A 16,583-nucleotide genomic window follows, 5' to 3' on the forward strand; every position below is an offset into this window, starting at 1 on the left:
CCAAACCGATGTGTTTGACCCAGAGCAACCACCCCACCCCCGGCGTTGTTTTACGGGTTGTGAAGGGCTAGACTTGATGCCCTTTTCAGATGCAAACCGTACAGCAGTTTCCTTGAAACAGGGGCCTTTCATGGCGGCAAGACATTTTCTGACCCTGAACGACATGACAACCAGTGAGCTGGAACAGCTCCTTGATCATGCGTCCAGGCTTCGTAAAGAGTGGCATGCGGGTAAAACCCGGGATTCCCTGAAAAACCGGGTATTGGCGATGATCTTTGAAAAGTCGTCCACCCGCACACGGGTTTCCTTTGAAGCGGGCATGACCCAGCTCGGTGGCACCGCCATGTTCCTGTCACCCCGGGACACCCAGCTTGGCCGGGGCGAGCCCATCGAGGACTCTGCCATCGTGATATCCAGCATGGTGGATGCGGTGATGATCCGGACCTTTGCCCACGAAACCGTTGAGCGCTTTGCCTCGGCTTCCAGCAAGCCGGTGATCAACGCCTTGACCGACGAATTCCACCCGTGCCAACTGCTGGCGGATATGCAAACCTATCGTGAACATCGCGGCAGCATCCGCGGAGCTACCGTTGCCTGGATTGGTGATGGCAACAATATGTGCCACTCCTACATCAACGCGGCGGCCCAGTTCGATTTTCATCTGAACGTGGCTTGCCCGGAAGGGTATGAACCAGACAGCAACCTGCTGAAAGCCCACAGTGATCGCGTAACCGTGGTGCGCACACCGGAAGACGCTGCAAAGGGTGCCAACCTGTTGGTCACCGATGTCTGGGCCTCCATGGGCCAGGAAGACGAGCAAAAGGCCCGAGAGAAAGCCTTTCAGGACTACCAGATCAACCCGGCACTGATGTCTGTGGCCGCCAAGGATGCCCTGTTCATGCACTGCCTGCCTGCCCACCGTGGCGAGGAGATTTCCGCCGACATGATGGAACACCCGGGTTCAGTGGTGTGGCATGAAGCGGAAAACCGCCTGCACGCCCAGAAGGCCCTACTCGAGTTCCTCATTCTCAATCGCCTGGACTGATCCATGCCTGAATCTTTGCTGCCACCGGCCGACTGGCTGCTGGAAGTCAACAACCTGTCCTGCGGCTATGGCGGCGACTCTGTCGTTAAAGACGTCAGCTTCGCCCTGAGCCACGGCGACATCGGGTGCCTGCTCGGCCCCAGTGGCTGTGGCAAAAGCACCATTCTCAGAGCCCTGGCCGGTTTCTTGCCTTTAAACAGCGGGGAAATCCAGCTCCAGTCCCAGGCAATCAGCCTTCCCGGGCGCACCCTGGCTCCCGAAAAGCGGCGTATCGGCATGGTGTTTCAGGATTACGCGTTGTTCCCGCACCTGACCATCGCCGATAACGTCGGGTTTGGCCTGAGGAACATGAACAAGGCCGAACGCCGCCAGAAAGTTATGGAACTGCTCAACCTGGTTCACCTACAGGACCTGGCAAACAACTACCCCCATGAGCTATCCGGCGGCCAGCAACAGCGGGTTGCCCTGGCCAGGGCATTGGCGCCAGAGCCAACGCTTATTCTGCTCGATGAGCCGTTCTCGAACCTGGATACCGACCTTCGTCGCCGGCTGAGCCTGGATGTACGGGATATCCTGAAAACACTCGGCATCAGCGCTATCCTGGTCACCCATGACCAACAGGAAGCGTTTGCCATGTGCGATCAGGTGGCGGTACTCAAAGACGGCACCCTGCAGCAATGGGACGTACCCTACAACCTGTATCACGAACCCGCCAACCGCTTCGTAGCCAGCTTTGTTGGCCAGGGCGGCTTCATTCCCGGTACCGCCCTGGGGCCGGACACCATTGAATCCGAACTGGGCGTTATCCACGGCAACCGGGCCTATAAATGGAAGCCGGGCACGTTACTGGACGTTCTGATTCGCCCGGACGACATCGTCTACGATGAGCACTCCGACCTGAAACCCAAAGTGGTGGAGAAAACCTTCGCAGGCACTTCAACCCTGTATCGGTTCCGGTGCTCAGAAGATACCGAATTCGAGGCCCTGTTCCGAAGCCACCTGGACTTCCACATGGGCGAACACGTGCCGGTGCGTGTCGAAGCCGATCACCTGATTGCCTTCGAACGCACCAGTTGAGAGTGCGGGTCAGTTGTTGCAGACCCGCTCGACTGCATCCAGCCAGCCTGCATACAGCGATTCCCGAAGCGCCGGCTTCATATCCGGCCGGAATTGCCGCTCGCACTCCCACATATCGGAAATCTGCTCCAGGCTTTCGAACACCCCGGTCTGTAGTCCTGCCAGATACGCCGCGCCCAGGGCGGTGGTTTCTGTTACCTTTGGCCGATCAACAGTCACGTTCAGAATGTCACAGAGAAACTGCATTACCCAGTCGTTTACCGCCATGCCGCCATCTACCCGGATCGACTCCAGGCGCGCGCCATCGTTGCGAATGGCCCTCACCAGGTCCTTGGTCTGGTAACACACCGACTGCAGTCCAGCGGTGACAATCTCAGCAATACCGGTATCACGAGTAAGTCCCAAGATGGCGCCCCTGGCATTCGGGTCCCAGTGGGGAGCCCCCAACCCGGTGAACGCCGGCACCAGATAAACCGGGTTATCCACACCCACCGTTTCGGCATGGCCTGCCGACTCGCTGGCGTGGGTAATCAGGCGCAAACCGTCCCTGAGCCATTGCATGGCGGCGCCAGCAACAAAAATACTGCCTTCGATGGCATAGCATGGTTTACCGTTTAGCCGGTAAGCCATGGTGGTCAGTAACCGGTTTTCCGAACGCAGGGCTTGGTCACCGGTATTAAGCATTAAAAAACAGCCCGTTCCGTAGGTGCTCTTGGCCATACCAGGCTCAAAACAGGCCTGGCCGATCAGCGCAGCATGCTGATCACCGGCAATGCCCGCCACCTTGACCGGTGCCCCAAGCCAATCCGCGTGGGTATCGCCATATTCATCGGCACAGTCGAGCACTTCTGGCAACAACGCTTTGGGCACCCGAAAAAGCGCCAGCAGGTCATCGTCCCAGTCCTGGTTATGGATATTGAACAGGGCCGTTCGTGATGCGTTGGTGGCATCGGTGTAATGGGACTGACCATTGGTCAGGTTCCACAACAACCAGGTATCGACGGTACCAAACGCCAGCTCACCGGCTTCAGCTCGCTTGCGGGCACCCTCCACATTGTCCAGCAACCAGGCAACCTTGGTGGCAGAAAAATAGGGATCAATCAGCAGGCCCGTGCGTTCAACCACCAGGGCCTCATGGCCATCCGACTTGAGCTTGGTGCACAACGAAGCGGTACGGCGATCCTGCCAGACAATGGCATGGTGGATCGGCTCGCCGGTCTCACGGTCCCATACAACCGTCGTTTCCCGTTGATTGGTAATCCCGATGCCGGCCAGGTCAGACGCCTGGACACCGGCTTTTTCCAAAGCCTCGCGACACACCGCCAGGGTGCTGTCCCATATCTCCACGGCGTCATGTTCAACCCAGCCGTCTCGGGGAAAATACTGGTGAAACTCCTGCTGGGCGACCGCCACCTGAGCCCCCCTGGCATCGAAAACGATGGCCCGGGAGCTGGTGGTACCCTGATCAATGGCAAGCAAATAGCGGGACATTCAGATCTCCTTTTTTCAGGAGAGTCTACCAGCCCGGGAGCATTCCGAGTGTGAATAACCACTATTGGCGGGAAATTTTGCATAAAAAAAGGGCCGGATAAATCCGGCCCTCAAATGACGAATGAAACAAGGAAAGTTCGTAAGAACTACAACCTCAAAAGTCATCCCTTACGTTGTTTATTCTCAACCCGGGAGCCGCCCGATTCAGTAGCGATTCTGTAGAGCTTTGTTACATCAGGTGAGGTCGTGAGTACTGGCTCACAAAATGGCGTCATCCGGCTTACGTCTTGGCCAGACCAGACTAAACCGTGCGCCCCCGAGCTCGTCACTGCGCCCAACAAAGGCCTGACCGCCATGCCAGTAAAGAATGCGCCTTACGATGGACAACCCCAGGCCATAGCCACCCGAGGTTCTGGTGCGGCTGTCATCCAGTCGGGCAAAGGCGGTAAACACCTTCTCCCAATCCTGCTCCGGGATCCCCGGGCCGTCGTCTTCCACGTCAACCCGGCAGTTGTCCTCGTCAAGATGGCAGTTCACCAACACCCGGCCAGCAGCATAGCGGACAGCGTTGCCCACCAGATTCTGGATAGCCCGGTGGATGTACCTGGGCTCCACATCCGACAGGGCCCAACGCTCGGATTCCTCATCTATACGACACTCAATCCGGATCTCCGGGCGGATCATCTGTTGTTCAGAAACCACTTGCCGAACCAGGTCTGTTACCGAGTCCTCTCGCAAGCTGAACACCGGCCCACCCTGCTCCAGGCGGGCATAGGTCAGTATTTCATCAATCAGCTCATCGAGCTCCTGGATATCGCCATCGATACCTTCCAGCTGCTTCTCGAGAACCTCCGGGCTGCTTCCGGATTCGATCATCTGGACACCAAAGCGAATTCGGGCTACCGGAGTGCGCAACTCGTGGGAAACGGCGTGAATCATCTCCCGCTGAACCTGAACCAGCCGCTGTATGTGCTCCGCCATACAGTTAAACGAACAGGCAAGCCGCGACACCAGAGTGCCATCCTCAGACTCCACCCGGGCGCCCATTTCGCCACGACCAATACGCACGGCCACAGATTCCACCTTCCGGAGATGGCCGTCGACAAACCTCATGGCCAGGAACAGAGCTGCCGCCAACACCGAGCCCACCACGACGCCAAGCAAGACAATCATTGGCCAGGCCCAGGGATTGAACGGTGACGGCATGCGAACAACAACCAGATCACCTTCCTCAAGACGCAGCAGCACCTGGGTGTTTCGGGTGCCCTGCTCATTGAAAACCACCAGCCCCGTGTTGGCGATGGTTTCAATAACGTCCTGATTGGGCAGCGCCTTCAGGTCTTGTACCGGTTCAACACGCACGCCCAAGGCCTCCGCCAGTTGCGCGGCAACATCGGCCCGCTGCTCAGCGCTCACCGTTTCCAGATGCCATCGAACTACCAGGGCAACTGCCTGGGCCATTTCCCGGTAGGGTTGCTCAAGGCGCAGGCTGACAAGGCCACCCTCGAAAGAGCGAACCAGATAACGAAACCCGACATCGGTACGTTGCGCCACTACCTGCCCATACCCCAGCCGCTCTGCGGCCACCCTGTCGAGATCAAACTGCTCCGGCGGGCCAGAGCGCAGATCGAACAGGGAAGGCATCCAGTGATACTGCACGGTGGGCGCGGGCGTCGCCGCCAGCCAGCGCATCAACGGGTCCGCGAACCGTTCATGCCAGTATTGATGACGAACGGAGTTGATACCGTTAAATAGAAGAACACACAGCAGAATGACCAGCGCAGTGACACCGGCCAGACGAGCATAGACTGTCAGGAAGAATTTCAGGGACATGGGGCCTACCCTGGTAACACGACCTGCCCACCAGGGCGGGCAGGTCGCGGAAAACGGTCAGGCTTCTTTGACGAACAGGTAGCCTTTACTGCGCACCGTTTTGATTCGACGGGGGTGAATGGGATCATCGCCGATTTTCGGCCTGATACGGGACACCCGAACATCAATCGAGCGGTCCTGGCCGTCATACTCGATACCACGCAAGGCGGTAAAGATCTCTTCACGGCTAAGCACCCGACCGGCATTACTGGCCAGCAACCAAAGCAGGTCAAATTCTGCGCTGGTCAGGTCAATGCTTTCTTCACTGAGCCAGGCCTCCCGCATGGAGCGATCAACCACCAGGTCATTGAACTGCAGGCGCACAGGCTCCTCACCACCTTCTTCCGGATTACCGGCAGGGGCGGTTTCCATCCGCCGGAGCATGGCCCGGATTCGGGCCAGCAGAACCCTTGGCTGTACCGGCTTGCCGATGTAATCATCAGCCCCCATTTCCAGGCCAAGTACCTGATCCAGGTCGTCGGTTCGGGCAGTGAGCATGATGATGGGTCCAGAATAGAAGGGCCTGACCCGACGGCAGATCGACAGGCCGTCTTCGCCCGGCAACATGAGATCCAGCACAACAAGATCTGGCTGCTCATTACGGATTCGTTCAACTGCGGCTCCACCATGAGTTTCCAGGGAGACTGTCAGCCCGTTGTTTTCGAGGTACTCGCGGGTAAGATCCGCAAGCCGTTCATCGTCCTCTACGATCAGGATTCGCCAACTCTCGTTTGTCTGTTCCACGCCATCCATCTCTGTTTTTTTATTCCGGTTTTTGGGGTCGTCCACCCGACAATACAGGCAACGTACCGTTACAGCAATTATACATGCTATTCAGAAATATACATGGAACGGTCATAGGGTTACAGCCTGTGACACAAATCCGGTTAGCGACAGATCCCGGCCATTGTCATACAGACGTCACCGGCAGTTCACCTCACTGTCACAGGAGCTTCATAGCCTTGGCTTGTGATTGAAACAAGAGGCCAAGGCCATGACAGCACAAATCGCCCGTTCCCAGCCGCGCCGGGGGCGCCAGCTGAAAACCACCCTGACACGTTGCCCACAACTCATCGAAACTGCCCAGCGTCTGCGCTACCGGGTTTTCTCCGAGGAATATGGCAGTGATCTGGGCGCCACCACGCCGGGCATTGATGCCGATGCCTACGATGCCCTGTGCGACCATCTGATCGTTACCGATGCCGGCACCGGTGAAGTAGTGGCTACCACTCGCATCCTGCACCAGGACGACGTGCCTTCGGTTGGCGGCTTCTATTCGTCGGGCGAGTTCGATCTGAGTAACCTGGGCAAATTGCCGGGCACCCTTGCGGAACTGGGCAGAACCTGTGTCCACCCCGATTACCGTAACGGTGGCACCATTACGCTCCTGTGGGCAGCCCTGGCAGAATATCTGGATAGCCGGAACGTGGATTACCTGATTGGCTGCGCCAGCATCAGCATGGCTGATGGCGGCATGAAAGCCTGGCGGATAGCACGGCACCTGCAGAATGAATACCTTGCTGCCCCGGCATTCCGGGTTACTCCGCGCCGGGCCCTGCCACACCTGACCCGTGCCGAACACGAACACAGCGACGATGTGCCAGCCCTGATCCGTGCCTACATGCGCCTGGGCGCCAGGGTGTGCGGAGAACCCTGCTGGGACCCGGACTTCCGCTGCGCGGACCTGCTGGTGGTTCTGGAAGTCAGCAAACTGACCGCCAGATATAGCCGGCATTTCATGGGGCGCACTGCCTGAAGGCAAAGGAGCAGCAGATGGGGTGGATACGATTACTAATCCGGCTTACCGGGTTCCTGGTGTTTCTTGCGTGCACCTGCGCCCTGGCCATCACCCTGAAACTGGTCGACCTGTTCCGGCGACAACCTGTCGACCGTGCGCCCTGGGCCGCTTTCTGCTTCCGTCGGGCCTGCCAGTGCCTCGGGTTCCGTATCCGGGTACACGGCCAGCCCACGGAAGCCCATGCACTCTACGTTGCCAACCACATCAGCTGGTCTGACATTCCCATATTGGGGTGCATAACGCCGTTGAGGTTCCTGTCCAAGGCTGAGGTGGGCAACTGGCCAATTATCGGCTGGCTCGCCAGACAAGCCGGCACTCTGTTCATCCAGCGCGGAAGCGGCCAGGCCAGACGAATAAAAACGGAGATAAGACGATGCCTGAATGCCGGGGAGTCTGTCCTGGTGTTTCCGGAAGGCACCACCAGCTCGGGACTGGCAGTGCTGCCGATCCACGGTTTTTTGCTGGCCGCCGCCCGCGACGCCAACACACCGATCCAGCCAATAACCATCGGTTACCGCAGAGCACATCGTCCGGATCCGATCGCCCCGTTCATCGGTGACGACAGTTTCCATACCCACCTGATCCGGCTGCTCAGGCAACCGCCGACCCGGGTGGATGTGGTGATTCACCCGGCCATAGACCCGGCCTGCCCGGAATCGAGTAACGCCCTGACCGCTTTAATCCATCAGCAGATCAGTGCCGGTTTGAAGCATATTCACGCAGGCGAATTCGAAGCCACGCCCACCGGCCTCAGAACAGCGGGCGCCCCTGGGCTACCTCGTCTTCCGTAGCCTCTCTGCGGCCGACGATCTCCAGGTCAAAATACAGGGTAAAGCCAGCCAGCGGATGGTTGGCATCTACCTTCACCAGGTTGCCATCGATGGAGACCACCTGCACCACCTGGGCCTGGTCGCCGGAATTGGTCTGGAACTTCATCCCCACCTGCAGGTTCTCCACGCCTTCAAACAGAGAACGGGGCACCTTGCGGACCAGGTCTTCGCGATAGTCTCCGTAAGCCATTTCCGGGGGGATGGTAACTTCAAGACAATCGCCCACCCGGCGGTCTTTCACCGCTTCCTGGATGCCCGCGATGATTTCCGGGGTGCCGTACAGGAAATGCAGTGGCTCACTGCCTTCCGAGGTATCCACCAGCTCACCTATACGGTTCTTGAGCACGTAATGGACAGTGAATACTTCGGGCTTGAGTTGCGGCTTATCGGCTTGCATCAGCTTGTTTTGTTTCCTGTTTTTTACGGGGTTCGAGTTTTTGCAGGCCATGGATTACCAGCTTCCGGTCCAGTTTTTCCCGGAATCCTGACGGCTTTTTCAAACCCATTCGATCAAGCAGGGCGTCATAACGCCCCTCTTCGTCGTCCGCCTTCAGGGCCTGCCAGATGGTCGCCAGTTTACCACGGGGAGTAGCCGTTGCGGCTTTCAGCCCCTTAAGGGCTTTCCCTAATTTCAACTCTTCGTCGGTGAAATCCTTGCCAAACGGGAAGGCCGGGAACCAGTCGCCTTCCCCCCCGGCCTTCAGGGCCCGAGCGACTTTCTCAGGGGTATTCTGGCGCCAGTGTGCCGGGAGTTTGAAGTCCGCTTTTACCTTGCCCGCTTTCTTGGCCTGCGCCAGCAATGACTCCTGGAATCGGGAGTCGGCAATCCGGATCAGCCTGAGGAACACTTGTTCATCGGACTGCCCACGAAGGTCCGCGATACCGTATTCGGTAATCACGATATCCCTCAGGTGCCTTGGGATGGTGCAGTGGGCGTAGTTGAATACAATGTTCGAGACGGTCTTACCGGCGGAGACCCGCGTGGCTCTCAGGGCCAGGATGGAGCGAGCCCCCGGCAACTCATGGGCCATGGCCACAAAGTTGTACTGGCCGCCAACACCACTCACCACACGGCCATCCGCCAGCCCGTCCGACACCGCCGAACCGTTTAGAGTGTACATCATGGCGGAATTGATAAACCGTCCATGGACCCGTTGTGCCACCTTGAGCTTCTGATCACCGAAGCGATGGTCATACAGGTGGTTGATAAAATTAACACTGGTCATGCAGATCTTGTCGCGCTGGTCGTCTGAAAGCTCTCTCAGGGTCTGATAGAACTTCTCCGGGCCAACGTAGAAACCACCGTGCATGGCAATCCCACCAGCCAGCTTGTCGCCCAGCGCCAATGCCTCGAGCGCTTTACGGGTGTCGGCATTGGAGAGATCCGCCTCAACCGATACCTCCTCATTGAGTCGTATCCTTCCGCCCTTGAACTCAACATGGTCGCGCAGCACCCCGTGCCGGACCAGCCAGTTCACATCCCGCGCCCGCAATGGTGAGGCGATCAGGCCTGCGTTGTGCAAAACGTCCAGGGCCTCCAGGCTTGGGGTCTCGGTGAGCTCACCCCGGTTGATCAGGTTCTGCAATTCCGGGTGGTTGTAGACTTCGCGCTTGAGAATACCTTCCTGAAGCAGGTAGACAAAACCGTCCACCATCATTTCGCTGCATCCATACAGTCCCTGCTCAAAAGGCTCTGTACCACCATACTCCTGCACCACCGGAAACTGATCCTGCACCTGCAGGTGATCGAACACGGCTTTCCAGGCGTCATTATGCTTGTGTCTGAGGATGGCGCTGTGCACCAGGGCGGCGCCAAGAGACCCGATCCCCACCTGCAGGGTGCCGCCATCCTTCAGCAAGCTGCTGGCGTAAAAGCCGATCAGGTGGTCCGCGGGGCTCACCACCATCTGGGGCGCGGAGAATAACGGATAGTCGGAGGCCCGGTGAGACAGGATCACGTCAAACTGGCTGGCTTCAACCTGGGCGTGATGACCGAACCACGGCAGGTGGTGATTGAGCTCTGCCACCATGGCCACCGGAGTGCCAGCGGCTTCCCGTTCCCGAAGCAGCGGCAGGATGTCCAGGGTCAAATCCGGATTACAACTGAAGCTGAGGTGTCCTGGCTGACCATGATCTTCACCAGGCGACATCAACTGGCCCAGCACATTGACGCCCTGCGCCATCAGGTCCCGGACGGCGTGGGTATAGTTGGTGCAAACGTAGTGGCGCTGCTGGCTTTGATTGTTGAGATAACTGCCGGCCTTGAAGAAGAATTCCGAGACAGTCACGTTGTCTGGCAACCGGTTCCGATTGACGTCTCGCGCGTAATCCAGCTCAGGAATGTTGCCATAAAGGCGTTTGGTAAAAGGCCCCAGAAAGCGCTTCTCCAGCGACGATGCACCCTCGGGAGCCAGTAACGACAACGCAGTGACAATATGCAGCTGGATTTCCGGATCATTCTTGGCACGCTGGTAAAGGGCATTCGCAAAGCGAACGGGCTTACCAAGACCGAGAGGTAATCCCAGAGTAATGCGCTTTCCTACCCGTTCGATTACCCGGTCCACGCACGCGTTCGCGTCGTCGTAATAGACTCCGTTCTGTTCTGCCATCACCAGCTCTCCACTGTTTGAGAATCGCAACGGGGTCGATGATCACACGACAGAATGAAGCTGACAATGCGTCAGGTCATGAGATTGGCTGATTGGTGGGAGTAACGTGGGAAGATACGGGTAAAACAGGGGTCTTGAAGGTGGTTCAGAAGCGCCAGCGCAGGTTAAGAGCCGCACCTTCGTTCAACAGACCAATGCCATGGTCAGGCTGCGCGGGGTCAGATGCGTAGATCTTGTGCTGCGCGCGGCGGCTCAATCCGATACTCAACAAACGCGAACCGATAGCGGCAAAAGCATCCAAATGGTTGTCTTCGTAATCTCCAGACATCCATTCCTGAAGCTCATAGATTTCCTCGGCCGATACCATGTCATCACGCTCAGCCATCATACGATCGGCCAGAATAGGCTCAGCGGCTTCGGCGCGCACTACGAACGCGACGAAGTTGAGGGCCAGCAGGGCGATAAACAGACGAATGATCATGATGACAACACGCACCCGGAAAAATGATTTCGGAACATTAACGCTTCAGCACCAAAGTCTAATGATTGCTCCTGAAAATGGTGTGACTTTGCACACAAATGCGCCAGCAGCCCGACGCAAATTGGTCACTTTTTTGTCAACAAATGATCACTTGTATTGCAATCTGTAACCGCCCCGAGAAACGGAAACAGGGCAACCTCGCCGTAGGCTGCCTCCCTCAGGGACAAGGGTAGGTAAATTCGTCGTGAATAGCCTCCACGGCCGCCACCAGATCGGGGCTTAGCCGGATATCTGCAGACCCGACATTTTCCTTCAACTGGTCCATGGTGGTTGCACCGATAATGTTACTGGTCACAAACTCGCGGCTATTCACCCAGGCCAGCGCCAACTGCGCGGGGGTCAGCCCATGGTGATGGGCCAGCTCCACGTAGGCACGGGTTGCATCAGCAGCCCGCTCCCCGGTGTATCGGCTGAAGCGTTCGTAAAGCGTCAAGCGGGCCTTTTCTGGCCATTTTCCGCCCAGATACTTGCCTGTCAGCATGCCGAACGCAAGGGGTGAGTAGGCCAACAAGCCGGTGCTTTCCCGGTGGGCAAACTCCGCCAGGCCCAGCTCGAAAGATCGATTCAGGAGGCTGTAGGGGTTCTGGATGGAAGCCACCCTGGGCCACTGTTTCTCGCGGGCCAGGCGCAGATATTCCATGGTCCCCCAGGGCGTTTCGTTGGACAATCCCACGTGGCGCACCTTGCCCTCTTTGACCAGCTCATCGAGGGCGCCCAGCGTTTCCTCGATAGGGGTCCAGGTTTCGTCCGGGTTACGCTGATACCCCAGCTTGCCGAAGAAATTTGCACTGCGGTCCGGCCAGTGCACCTGGTAAAGATCGATGTAATCGGTTTGCAGGCGCGCCAGACTACTCTCACAGGCTGCGCGAATATGCTCCCGGGTCAGCCTCGGGCCGCCGCGCAGATAACTCAAACCATTGCCCGGTCCAGCCACCTTGGTGGCAATCACCAGATCGTCCCGGCGCCCTCTTCGGGCAAGCCAGTTGCCCAGATAGGTCTCGGTCAGGCCCTGGGTCTCCGCTCGTGGCGGCACCGGGTACATCTCGGCCACGTCGATGAAGTTGATGCCTGCCCCGGTGGCGTATTCCAGTTGTTCAAACGCTTCCTGCTCGGTGTTCTGCTCCCCCCAGGTCATGGTTCCCAGGCAGATCAGACTGACATCGATGTCGGTTTGTCCAAGTTTTCGCGTTTGCATGAGATCTCCTCGTGCATATAGAAGACGTAAAGGGAATGTCACAAAGTTGTCGCATGGCTGTCATGCCGGATTTCCATAGTAGAAGCATGACAGCGACACATTCAGGATGCACCGTGACCAACCCCAAGCTGACTGACCGGCGCCCGCAACACATTACCATTGTTTCGGAGACGTTTCCGCCGGAAATAAACGGCGTGGCCAACACCTTGAAGCACCTGTGCCAGGGGTTGATGCAACGGGGCCACAAGATCACGGTGGTAAGGCCAAAGCAGGCCCATGAGCAAAAAGGGCTGTTTGAAAGCACCGGTGACGGCCTCTTTACCCGTGAACTGGTGGTCACCGGCCTGCCCCTGCCCGGATACAGCGATCTGCAGTTCGGCGTGTCGCGCCCGGCCACCCTGAAAAAACTCTGGCAGAGTCAACGACCAGACGCCATCTATGTTGCCACCCAGGGACCGCTGGGTGTAGCAGCAGTATCCGCCGCCCGAAATCTTGGCATCCCGGTGTCGTCCGGCTTTCACACCAACTTCCATAGCTACTCCCGTTACTACGGTGCCGGCGGCCTGGAACGATTACTCTGCGCCTATGGCCGCTGGCTCCACAACCGGACCGCCATCACTCTGGTACCAACCCGAAAAATGCAAGCGGTTACGCAAGCCATGGGCATCCACCCGACCGGCCTGTGGAGCCGCGGCGTGGACTGCCATCGCTTCACTCCCCACAAGCGTGACCACGACCTGCGCGCCCGCTGGGGCCTGACCAACAGTGACCGGGCGGTACTCTACGTGGGCCGACTGGCCGCCGAGAAGAACCTGCGCATGGCGGTCGCCTGTTTTGAACGGATCCGGGGCCTCCATCCCAATGCCCGGTTCATTCTTGTGGGAGACGGCCCAATGCGCAAACAACTGGCGGAACGCCACCCGGAATACATTTTCTGCGGCACCCAACGCGGAGAAGATCTGGCCAGGCATTATGCGTCGGGCGACCTGTTCCTGTTTCCAAGCAAAACCGACACCTTTGGCAACGTGGTTCTCGAAGCCATGGCCAGTGGGCTCGGAGTGGTCGCCTTTGACGACGCGGCGGCCGCTGAACACCTTCGCCACGAAGAAAATGGTCTGAAAGCAGAGCTGTCGGAGGACGAAGCCTTTATCAACCACGCATTGCGACTGGCTGACCAGCCCACCCTTTTGAGCCGGGTTCGCGCCCAGGCCCGCCTGGATGCGCTGGATCTGAGCTGGAACAGCCAGATTGAACAATTTGAACACCTGGTACTCAACCAACCGGCACAGGCCCGATACCATGGCATCAACAAACAAGGCATCTCGCTTCTTTGACCTGGCAGACCAGCGTGAATATGCGCTGTGCCAGGCCATCAACCGTGCAGTCCGGTTCCGGCCTGTACTGAGCTATTTCCGGGTCGTCAGCCGCCTTGGCGACGGCTGGTTCTGGTATGCACTGATCCTCGCCCTGCCCCTGCTGGCTCCGGAACAGGGGTTGGGGCTGGCGGTGCTGATGGCCTTTACCGGGCTCACCTGCACCCTCACCTACAAAGGCCTGAAACACAAACTTATCCGGGAGCGCCCGTTTATCTCGTTTCCGGCCATCAATTGCGGCACACCACCGCTGGATCGCTACAGCTTCCCTTCCGGGCACACCCTGCACGCAGCCTGTTTCCAGGCCATGCTGTTCGTCGCCATGCCAGTGGCCGCCTGGTATGTTCTGCCCTTCACCCTGTCGGTAGCCGCCTCCCGGGTGGTCCTGGGCCTGCACTACCCGAGCGATGTTGCCGCGGGGGCTGTCATCGGCGCAGGCATGGGCTGGGTGTCAGTCCTGATGTTCGGAGCGACTTTCGCCACGCTTTAGTGTCCCTGAGAATCTGGTCTAAACTGGTTCCGAAGCCTTATTGCCGGAGCCCGTCATGAAGCACGGAAAACCCTTCATCATTGCCGTGGCCACCGCAGCAGCACTGGTGTTACTCTGGCCTGGACCGGCCGACACACCGCCAGGGCAGGTCGACGACGGTGCCCCCAATGATCCCCTTTCACACGCCCCTGCCGACACGCCAGTACCGATCGATCTGACCCCCGAGCAACAGGCATTGCTGGAAGACCCCAGAATCATTCAGTTCGCCCAACGACTCGATTTCGAGGAAGAGCTGCAACGCTTTTTCCAGGAAGCAGCCGAACTGGACGCCCAGCAACGACAGAACCGGGCCGACCAACTGGAACAGCAGCTGGCCCGCTACGAGCAGGAAACCCAGGTCAGCGCGCCAGAAGCGCTCATGGTGAGGCTCGCCCTGCTACAGCTGCTGGAGCAGGACGAAGCGGCCGCCAAGGCGGCGGCCACAGAACTGATCGAACGCTATCAGGCCCGGTCTGAGGCGCGCCTTGAGGCCTGGCGGTCGGCCCCTAAACCCGAGTTTGATCGCTACAAGGTCCGGGAGAAAGAGATTGTTGAAGAGGTCATGGCCCTGGACCGAATACCCGGAGGGCTGACCCGAGACCAGTATCTGCGTCAACGCCTGCTAGAAGCGCGGATCGAGACCATGGGCCAGCCCGAACCAGACCCTCAGAGCAACTGGTCCAGCGACCAGTAGAGCAGATTGAACGGTTTGTTGTAATCCGCCACCGTGTCGGTCTCTGAAGCCTGCATAACCGAACCGCTGCCGTTCATCACGTTGTTCACGAAGTGGTCCAGTTCCAGGCCCAGTTCCTGAATATCCGAATTGGCGAACTCGATGATTGAGGTGCAGTGGCTTTCATTCACATCCCGGAACATGGGCAGGTAGTAACCAAAGTTATCCAGCCCGGCCAGGGTATTTTTCAGGCGTTCGGTATCCTGCGCCCATTTCTGGTGAAGCAGGGCCTCCTTGGTAGCCTGATCCGGCGCCTGTTCGATGTCATCGAAGAAACGTTCGTAGGAGTAGGATGAGTAATTCAGATCGCGCCAGAAATGAGTATGCCCCATGCGATCCTGAGGTAATGCACTGGCCAGGGCGGGATACAGCGACCCCAGGTCATTCAGGTTTAATCCGGGCAAACCAGACTTCAGATAGGCCAGAGGCCCATTGTCCTGATCCAGCCCCCACACCTGCCGGATCAAACCCTGCAGCAAGACCGAGGGGTACTGTTGTGGATCTGCCCCTACCGGCGCACTGAATGCCGGCCCGGAGTCGTTGATCAGAAAACTGCGGGTGGGCGCCATGTCCCGGCGGGCCGGATAATAGTTTGTCAAGCCACCGATGCCACCTGCGCTGCAGCCAGTTGTCAGCATCTGCCCGGGCCGCTGGAGATTGTCTTTCAACCAGGAAATCACCGCCCGGCTATTACGCAGCCCGTTGTGGTGCCAGACCAATGGTTCAGCCTCACCCTCCGGGTCCTGGTACACCGCTACCCGGTCACCGGAGTAGATGTCGCCAGTGCAGTAAGGCACGTAGACCATATTCCAGTTCTGGGTTTTCACCCGGCTCCAGGGGTGCAGGCGCACCACAAACGGGCTGACCAGGCTTGCGCCGGGGTTCAACAACGACAGGTAGTCGTCCGGTATGCCATCGGGGTTCCGGGCACCACGAATGCCAGTCTGACCGCTGCAACTTTCATAGTCCCAGCAGGCACCGCCGCCTTCAAAATAAACCACCGTATTGGAGGTGTTGGGCACCCGGTTTACAAAGAACTTGTATTCGGAACCGTTGCCACATACCGCCCCGGTTTCCGGCGCCAGTGGAACCGTCTGCCACTGGTAGTAGGCACCGGGCGAAAAGCCGTCGTTGTACCCAGGCGGATTTGCCAGCAGGGGGTATTCTCCCTGGCGTTGGTCAGAGGTAACCGGATTATCCGCTCCGGGAGGCGCAACCAGATTGCCGAGGGTTCGCCAGAACCCGTAGTCGCCAAGTTCCGCAGCGGCGGGGGCGGCAAAGGCTAATAATAACAACCCGGCCAGCGCGCTATGGCGACACCGGGACCACCTGTCAGGCTTGTTCATTTTTTGCTCTCCTGCACTTGTTATTTTAATGGGCGGGCCTGGCCCGCAACGATTACAGCAGGAAATCGTCAACCTAAAACTAGATATGACACAATGTCACGTCAAAGAGAGCGCAAGACCGATTTACACTAAAAAAGGCGGGGA

15 protein-coding genes are annotated in these 16,583 nt (G+C 58.3%); 7 read left to right on the forward strand and 8 right to left on the reverse strand.

Features of this window, described 5'->3' with window-relative positions; all coding sequences use genetic code 11:
- Nucleotides 1–130: 130 nt before the first annotated feature.
- Both argF and ACZ5Q2_RS18335 read left to right on the forward strand, forming a co-directional pair.
- Nucleotides 131–1,045: an ornithine carbamoyltransferase gene (gene argF / locus ACZ5Q2_RS18330; RefSeq protein ID WP_061332303.1), complete on the forward strand. Its 915-nt coding sequence runs from the start codon at nucleotides 131–133 to the stop codon at nucleotides 1,043–1,045.
- Nucleotides 1,046–1,048: 3 nt separating this feature from the next.
- On the forward strand, nucleotides 1,049–2,122 hold the full coding sequence (locus ACZ5Q2_RS18335; protein ID WP_061332304.1) for an ABC transporter ATP-binding protein: 1,074 nt from the start codon (nucleotides 1,049–1,051) through the stop codon (nucleotides 2,120–2,122).
- A 9-nt stretch (nucleotides 2,123–2,131) separates the two neighbouring features.
- On the opposite strand, the gene glpK is transcribed toward ACZ5Q2_RS18335, so the two are convergent.
- From glpK to ACZ5Q2_RS18350, 3 genes are all read right to left on the reverse strand, one after another.
- Complete coding sequence (gene glpK / locus ACZ5Q2_RS18340; RefSeq protein WP_432210596.1) at nucleotides 2,132–3,613, reverse strand: glycerol kinase GlpK; 1,482 nt, start codon at nucleotides 3,611–3,613, stop codon at nucleotides 2,132–2,134.
- A gap of 258 nt (nucleotides 3,614–3,871) precedes the next feature.
- Nucleotides 3,872–5,446 (reverse strand): ATP-binding protein, encoded by a 1,575-nt coding sequence (locus ACZ5Q2_RS18345; protein ID WP_432210595.1) that lies wholly within the window; start codon nucleotides 5,444–5,446, stop codon nucleotides 3,872–3,874.
- 57 nt (nucleotides 5,447–5,503) lie between these two features.
- Nucleotides 5,504–6,238 carry a response regulator gene (locus tag ACZ5Q2_RS18350; protein WP_058091771.1) on the reverse strand — a complete coding sequence of 245 codons (735 nt, stop codon included), beginning with the start codon at nucleotides 6,236–6,238 and terminating at the stop codon, nucleotides 5,504–5,506.
- Between the two features lie 241 nt (nucleotides 6,239–6,479).
- Between ACZ5Q2_RS18350 and ACZ5Q2_RS18355 the strand changes: the two genes are divergently transcribed.
- Nucleotides 6,480–7,241: a GNAT family N-acetyltransferase gene (locus ACZ5Q2_RS18355; RefSeq protein WP_432210594.1), complete on the forward strand. Its 762-nt coding sequence runs from the start codon at nucleotides 6,480–6,482 to the stop codon at nucleotides 7,239–7,241.
- A gap of 17 nt (nucleotides 7,242–7,258) precedes the next feature.
- Nucleotides 7,259–8,074 (forward strand): lysophospholipid acyltransferase family protein, encoded by an 816-nt coding sequence (locus ACZ5Q2_RS18360; protein WP_432210593.1) that lies wholly within the window; start codon nucleotides 7,259–7,261, stop codon nucleotides 8,072–8,074.
- Here ACZ5Q2_RS18360 and ACZ5Q2_RS18365 read toward each other — a convergent pair.
- The 4 genes from ACZ5Q2_RS18365 to ACZ5Q2_RS18380 form a co-directional block, all read right to left on the reverse strand.
- Nucleotides 8,034–8,510, reverse strand: coding sequence for an FKBP-type peptidyl-prolyl cis-trans isomerase (locus tag ACZ5Q2_RS18365; protein ID WP_058091769.1), 477 nt, complete (start codon nucleotides 8,508–8,510; stop codon nucleotides 8,034–8,036). The two genes, ACZ5Q2_RS18360 and ACZ5Q2_RS18365, sit on opposite strands and share 41 nt — an antisense overlap.
- The gene (locus ACZ5Q2_RS18370) at nucleotides 8,497–10,722 is read right to left on the reverse strand and encodes an acetyl-CoA hydrolase/transferase C-terminal domain-containing protein (protein ID WP_432210592.1); all 2,226 of its coding nucleotides are present in this window, start codon (nucleotides 10,720–10,722) and stop codon (nucleotides 8,497–8,499) included. Before ACZ5Q2_RS18370 ends, ACZ5Q2_RS18365 begins: the two co-directional genes overlap by 14 nt.
- A gap of 145 nt (nucleotides 10,723–10,867) precedes the next feature.
- A complete protein-coding gene (locus ACZ5Q2_RS18375; RefSeq protein WP_058091767.1) occupies nucleotides 10,868–11,203 on the reverse strand; it encodes a hypothetical protein in 336 nt (111 codons plus the stop codon).
- Nucleotides 11,204–11,420: 217 nt separating this feature from the next.
- The gene (locus ACZ5Q2_RS18380; protein ID WP_432210591.1) at nucleotides 11,421–12,458 is read right to left on the reverse strand and encodes an NADP(H)-dependent aldo-keto reductase; all 1,038 of its coding nucleotides are present in this window, start codon (nucleotides 12,456–12,458) and stop codon (nucleotides 11,421–11,423) included.
- An 86-nt stretch (nucleotides 12,459–12,544) separates the two neighbouring features.
- Between ACZ5Q2_RS18380 and ACZ5Q2_RS18385 the strand changes: the two genes are divergently transcribed.
- From ACZ5Q2_RS18385 to ACZ5Q2_RS18395, 3 genes are read left to right on the forward strand one after another with little or no spacing between them, the layout of a single operon-like run.
- Nucleotides 12,545–13,792 carry a glycosyltransferase family 4 protein gene (locus ACZ5Q2_RS18385; protein ID WP_230713742.1) on the forward strand — a complete coding sequence of 416 codons (1,248 nt, stop codon included), beginning with the start codon at nucleotides 12,545–12,547 and terminating at the stop codon, nucleotides 13,790–13,792.
- A complete protein-coding gene (locus ACZ5Q2_RS18390) occupies nucleotides 13,758–14,321 on the forward strand; it encodes a phosphatase PAP2 family protein (RefSeq protein WP_061332312.1) in 564 nt (187 codons plus the stop codon). The genes ACZ5Q2_RS18385 and ACZ5Q2_RS18390 overlap by 35 nt, the downstream gene beginning before the upstream one ends.
- Before the next feature lie 55 nt (nucleotides 14,322–14,376).
- A complete protein-coding gene (locus tag ACZ5Q2_RS18395; RefSeq protein WP_432210590.1) occupies nucleotides 14,377–15,054 on the forward strand; it encodes a hypothetical protein in 678 nt (225 codons plus the stop codon).
- Here ACZ5Q2_RS18395 and ACZ5Q2_RS18400 read toward each other — a convergent pair.
- A complete protein-coding gene (locus ACZ5Q2_RS18400; RefSeq protein WP_061332314.1) occupies nucleotides 15,027–16,439 on the reverse strand; it encodes a pectin acetylesterase-family hydrolase in 1,413 nt (470 codons plus the stop codon). The two genes, ACZ5Q2_RS18395 and ACZ5Q2_RS18400, sit on opposite strands and share 28 nt — an antisense overlap.
- Between the last annotated feature and the right edge of the window lie 144 nt (nucleotides 16,440–16,583).

Source organism: Marinobacter alkaliphilus, from assembly GCF_055394375.1.

Bases quoted from the DNA above. Each gene is read 5' to 3' on its own strand.
- argF (WP_061332303.1), top strand. From the start codon at position 131: ATGGCGGCAAGACATTTTCTGACCCTGAACGACATGACAACCAGTGAG.
- ACZ5Q2_RS18335 (WP_061332304.1), top strand. From the start codon at position 1,049: ATGCCTGAATCTTTGCTGCCACCGGCCGACTGGCTGCTGGAAGTCAAC.
- glpK (WP_432210596.1), bottom strand. From the start codon at position 3,613: ATGTCCCGCTATTTGCTTGCCATTGATCAGGGTACCACCAGCTCCCGG.
- ACZ5Q2_RS18345 (WP_432210595.1), bottom strand. From the start codon at position 5,446: ATGTCCCTGAAATTCTTCCTGACAGTCTATGCTCGTCTGGCCGGTGTC.
- ACZ5Q2_RS18350 (WP_058091771.1), bottom strand. From the start codon at position 6,238: ATGGATGGCGTGGAACAGACAAACGAGAGTTGGCGAATCCTGATCGTA.
- ACZ5Q2_RS18355 (WP_432210594.1), top strand. From the start codon at position 6,480: ATGACAGCACAAATCGCCCGTTCCCAGCCGCGCCGGGGGCGCCAGCTG.
- ACZ5Q2_RS18360 (WP_432210593.1), top strand. From the start codon at position 7,259: ATGGGGTGGATACGATTACTAATCCGGCTTACCGGGTTCCTGGTGTTT.
- ACZ5Q2_RS18365 (WP_058091769.1), bottom strand. From the start codon at position 8,510: ATGCAAGCCGATAAGCCGCAACTCAAGCCCGAAGTATTCACTGTCCAT.
- ACZ5Q2_RS18370 (WP_432210592.1), bottom strand. From the start codon at position 10,722: ATGGCAGAACAGAACGGAGTCTATTACGACGACGCGAACGCGTGCGTG.
- ACZ5Q2_RS18375 (WP_058091767.1), bottom strand. From the start codon at position 11,203: ATGATCATTCGTCTGTTTATCGCCCTGCTGGCCCTCAACTTCGTCGCG.
- ACZ5Q2_RS18380 (WP_432210591.1), bottom strand. From the start codon at position 12,458: ATGCAAACGCGAAAACTTGGACAAACCGACATCGATGTCAGTCTGATC.
- ACZ5Q2_RS18385 (WP_230713742.1), top strand. From the start codon at position 12,545: ATGACAGCGACACATTCAGGATGCACCGTGACCAACCCCAAGCTGACT.
- ACZ5Q2_RS18390 (WP_061332312.1), top strand. From the start codon at position 13,758: ATGGCATCAACAAACAAGGCATCTCGCTTCTTTGACCTGGCAGACCAG.
- ACZ5Q2_RS18395 (WP_432210590.1), top strand. From the start codon at position 14,377: ATGAAGCACGGAAAACCCTTCATCATTGCCGTGGCCACCGCAGCAGCA.
- ACZ5Q2_RS18400 (WP_061332314.1), bottom strand. From the start codon at position 16,439: ATGAACAAGCCTGACAGGTGGTCCCGGTGTCGCCATAGCGCGCTGGCC.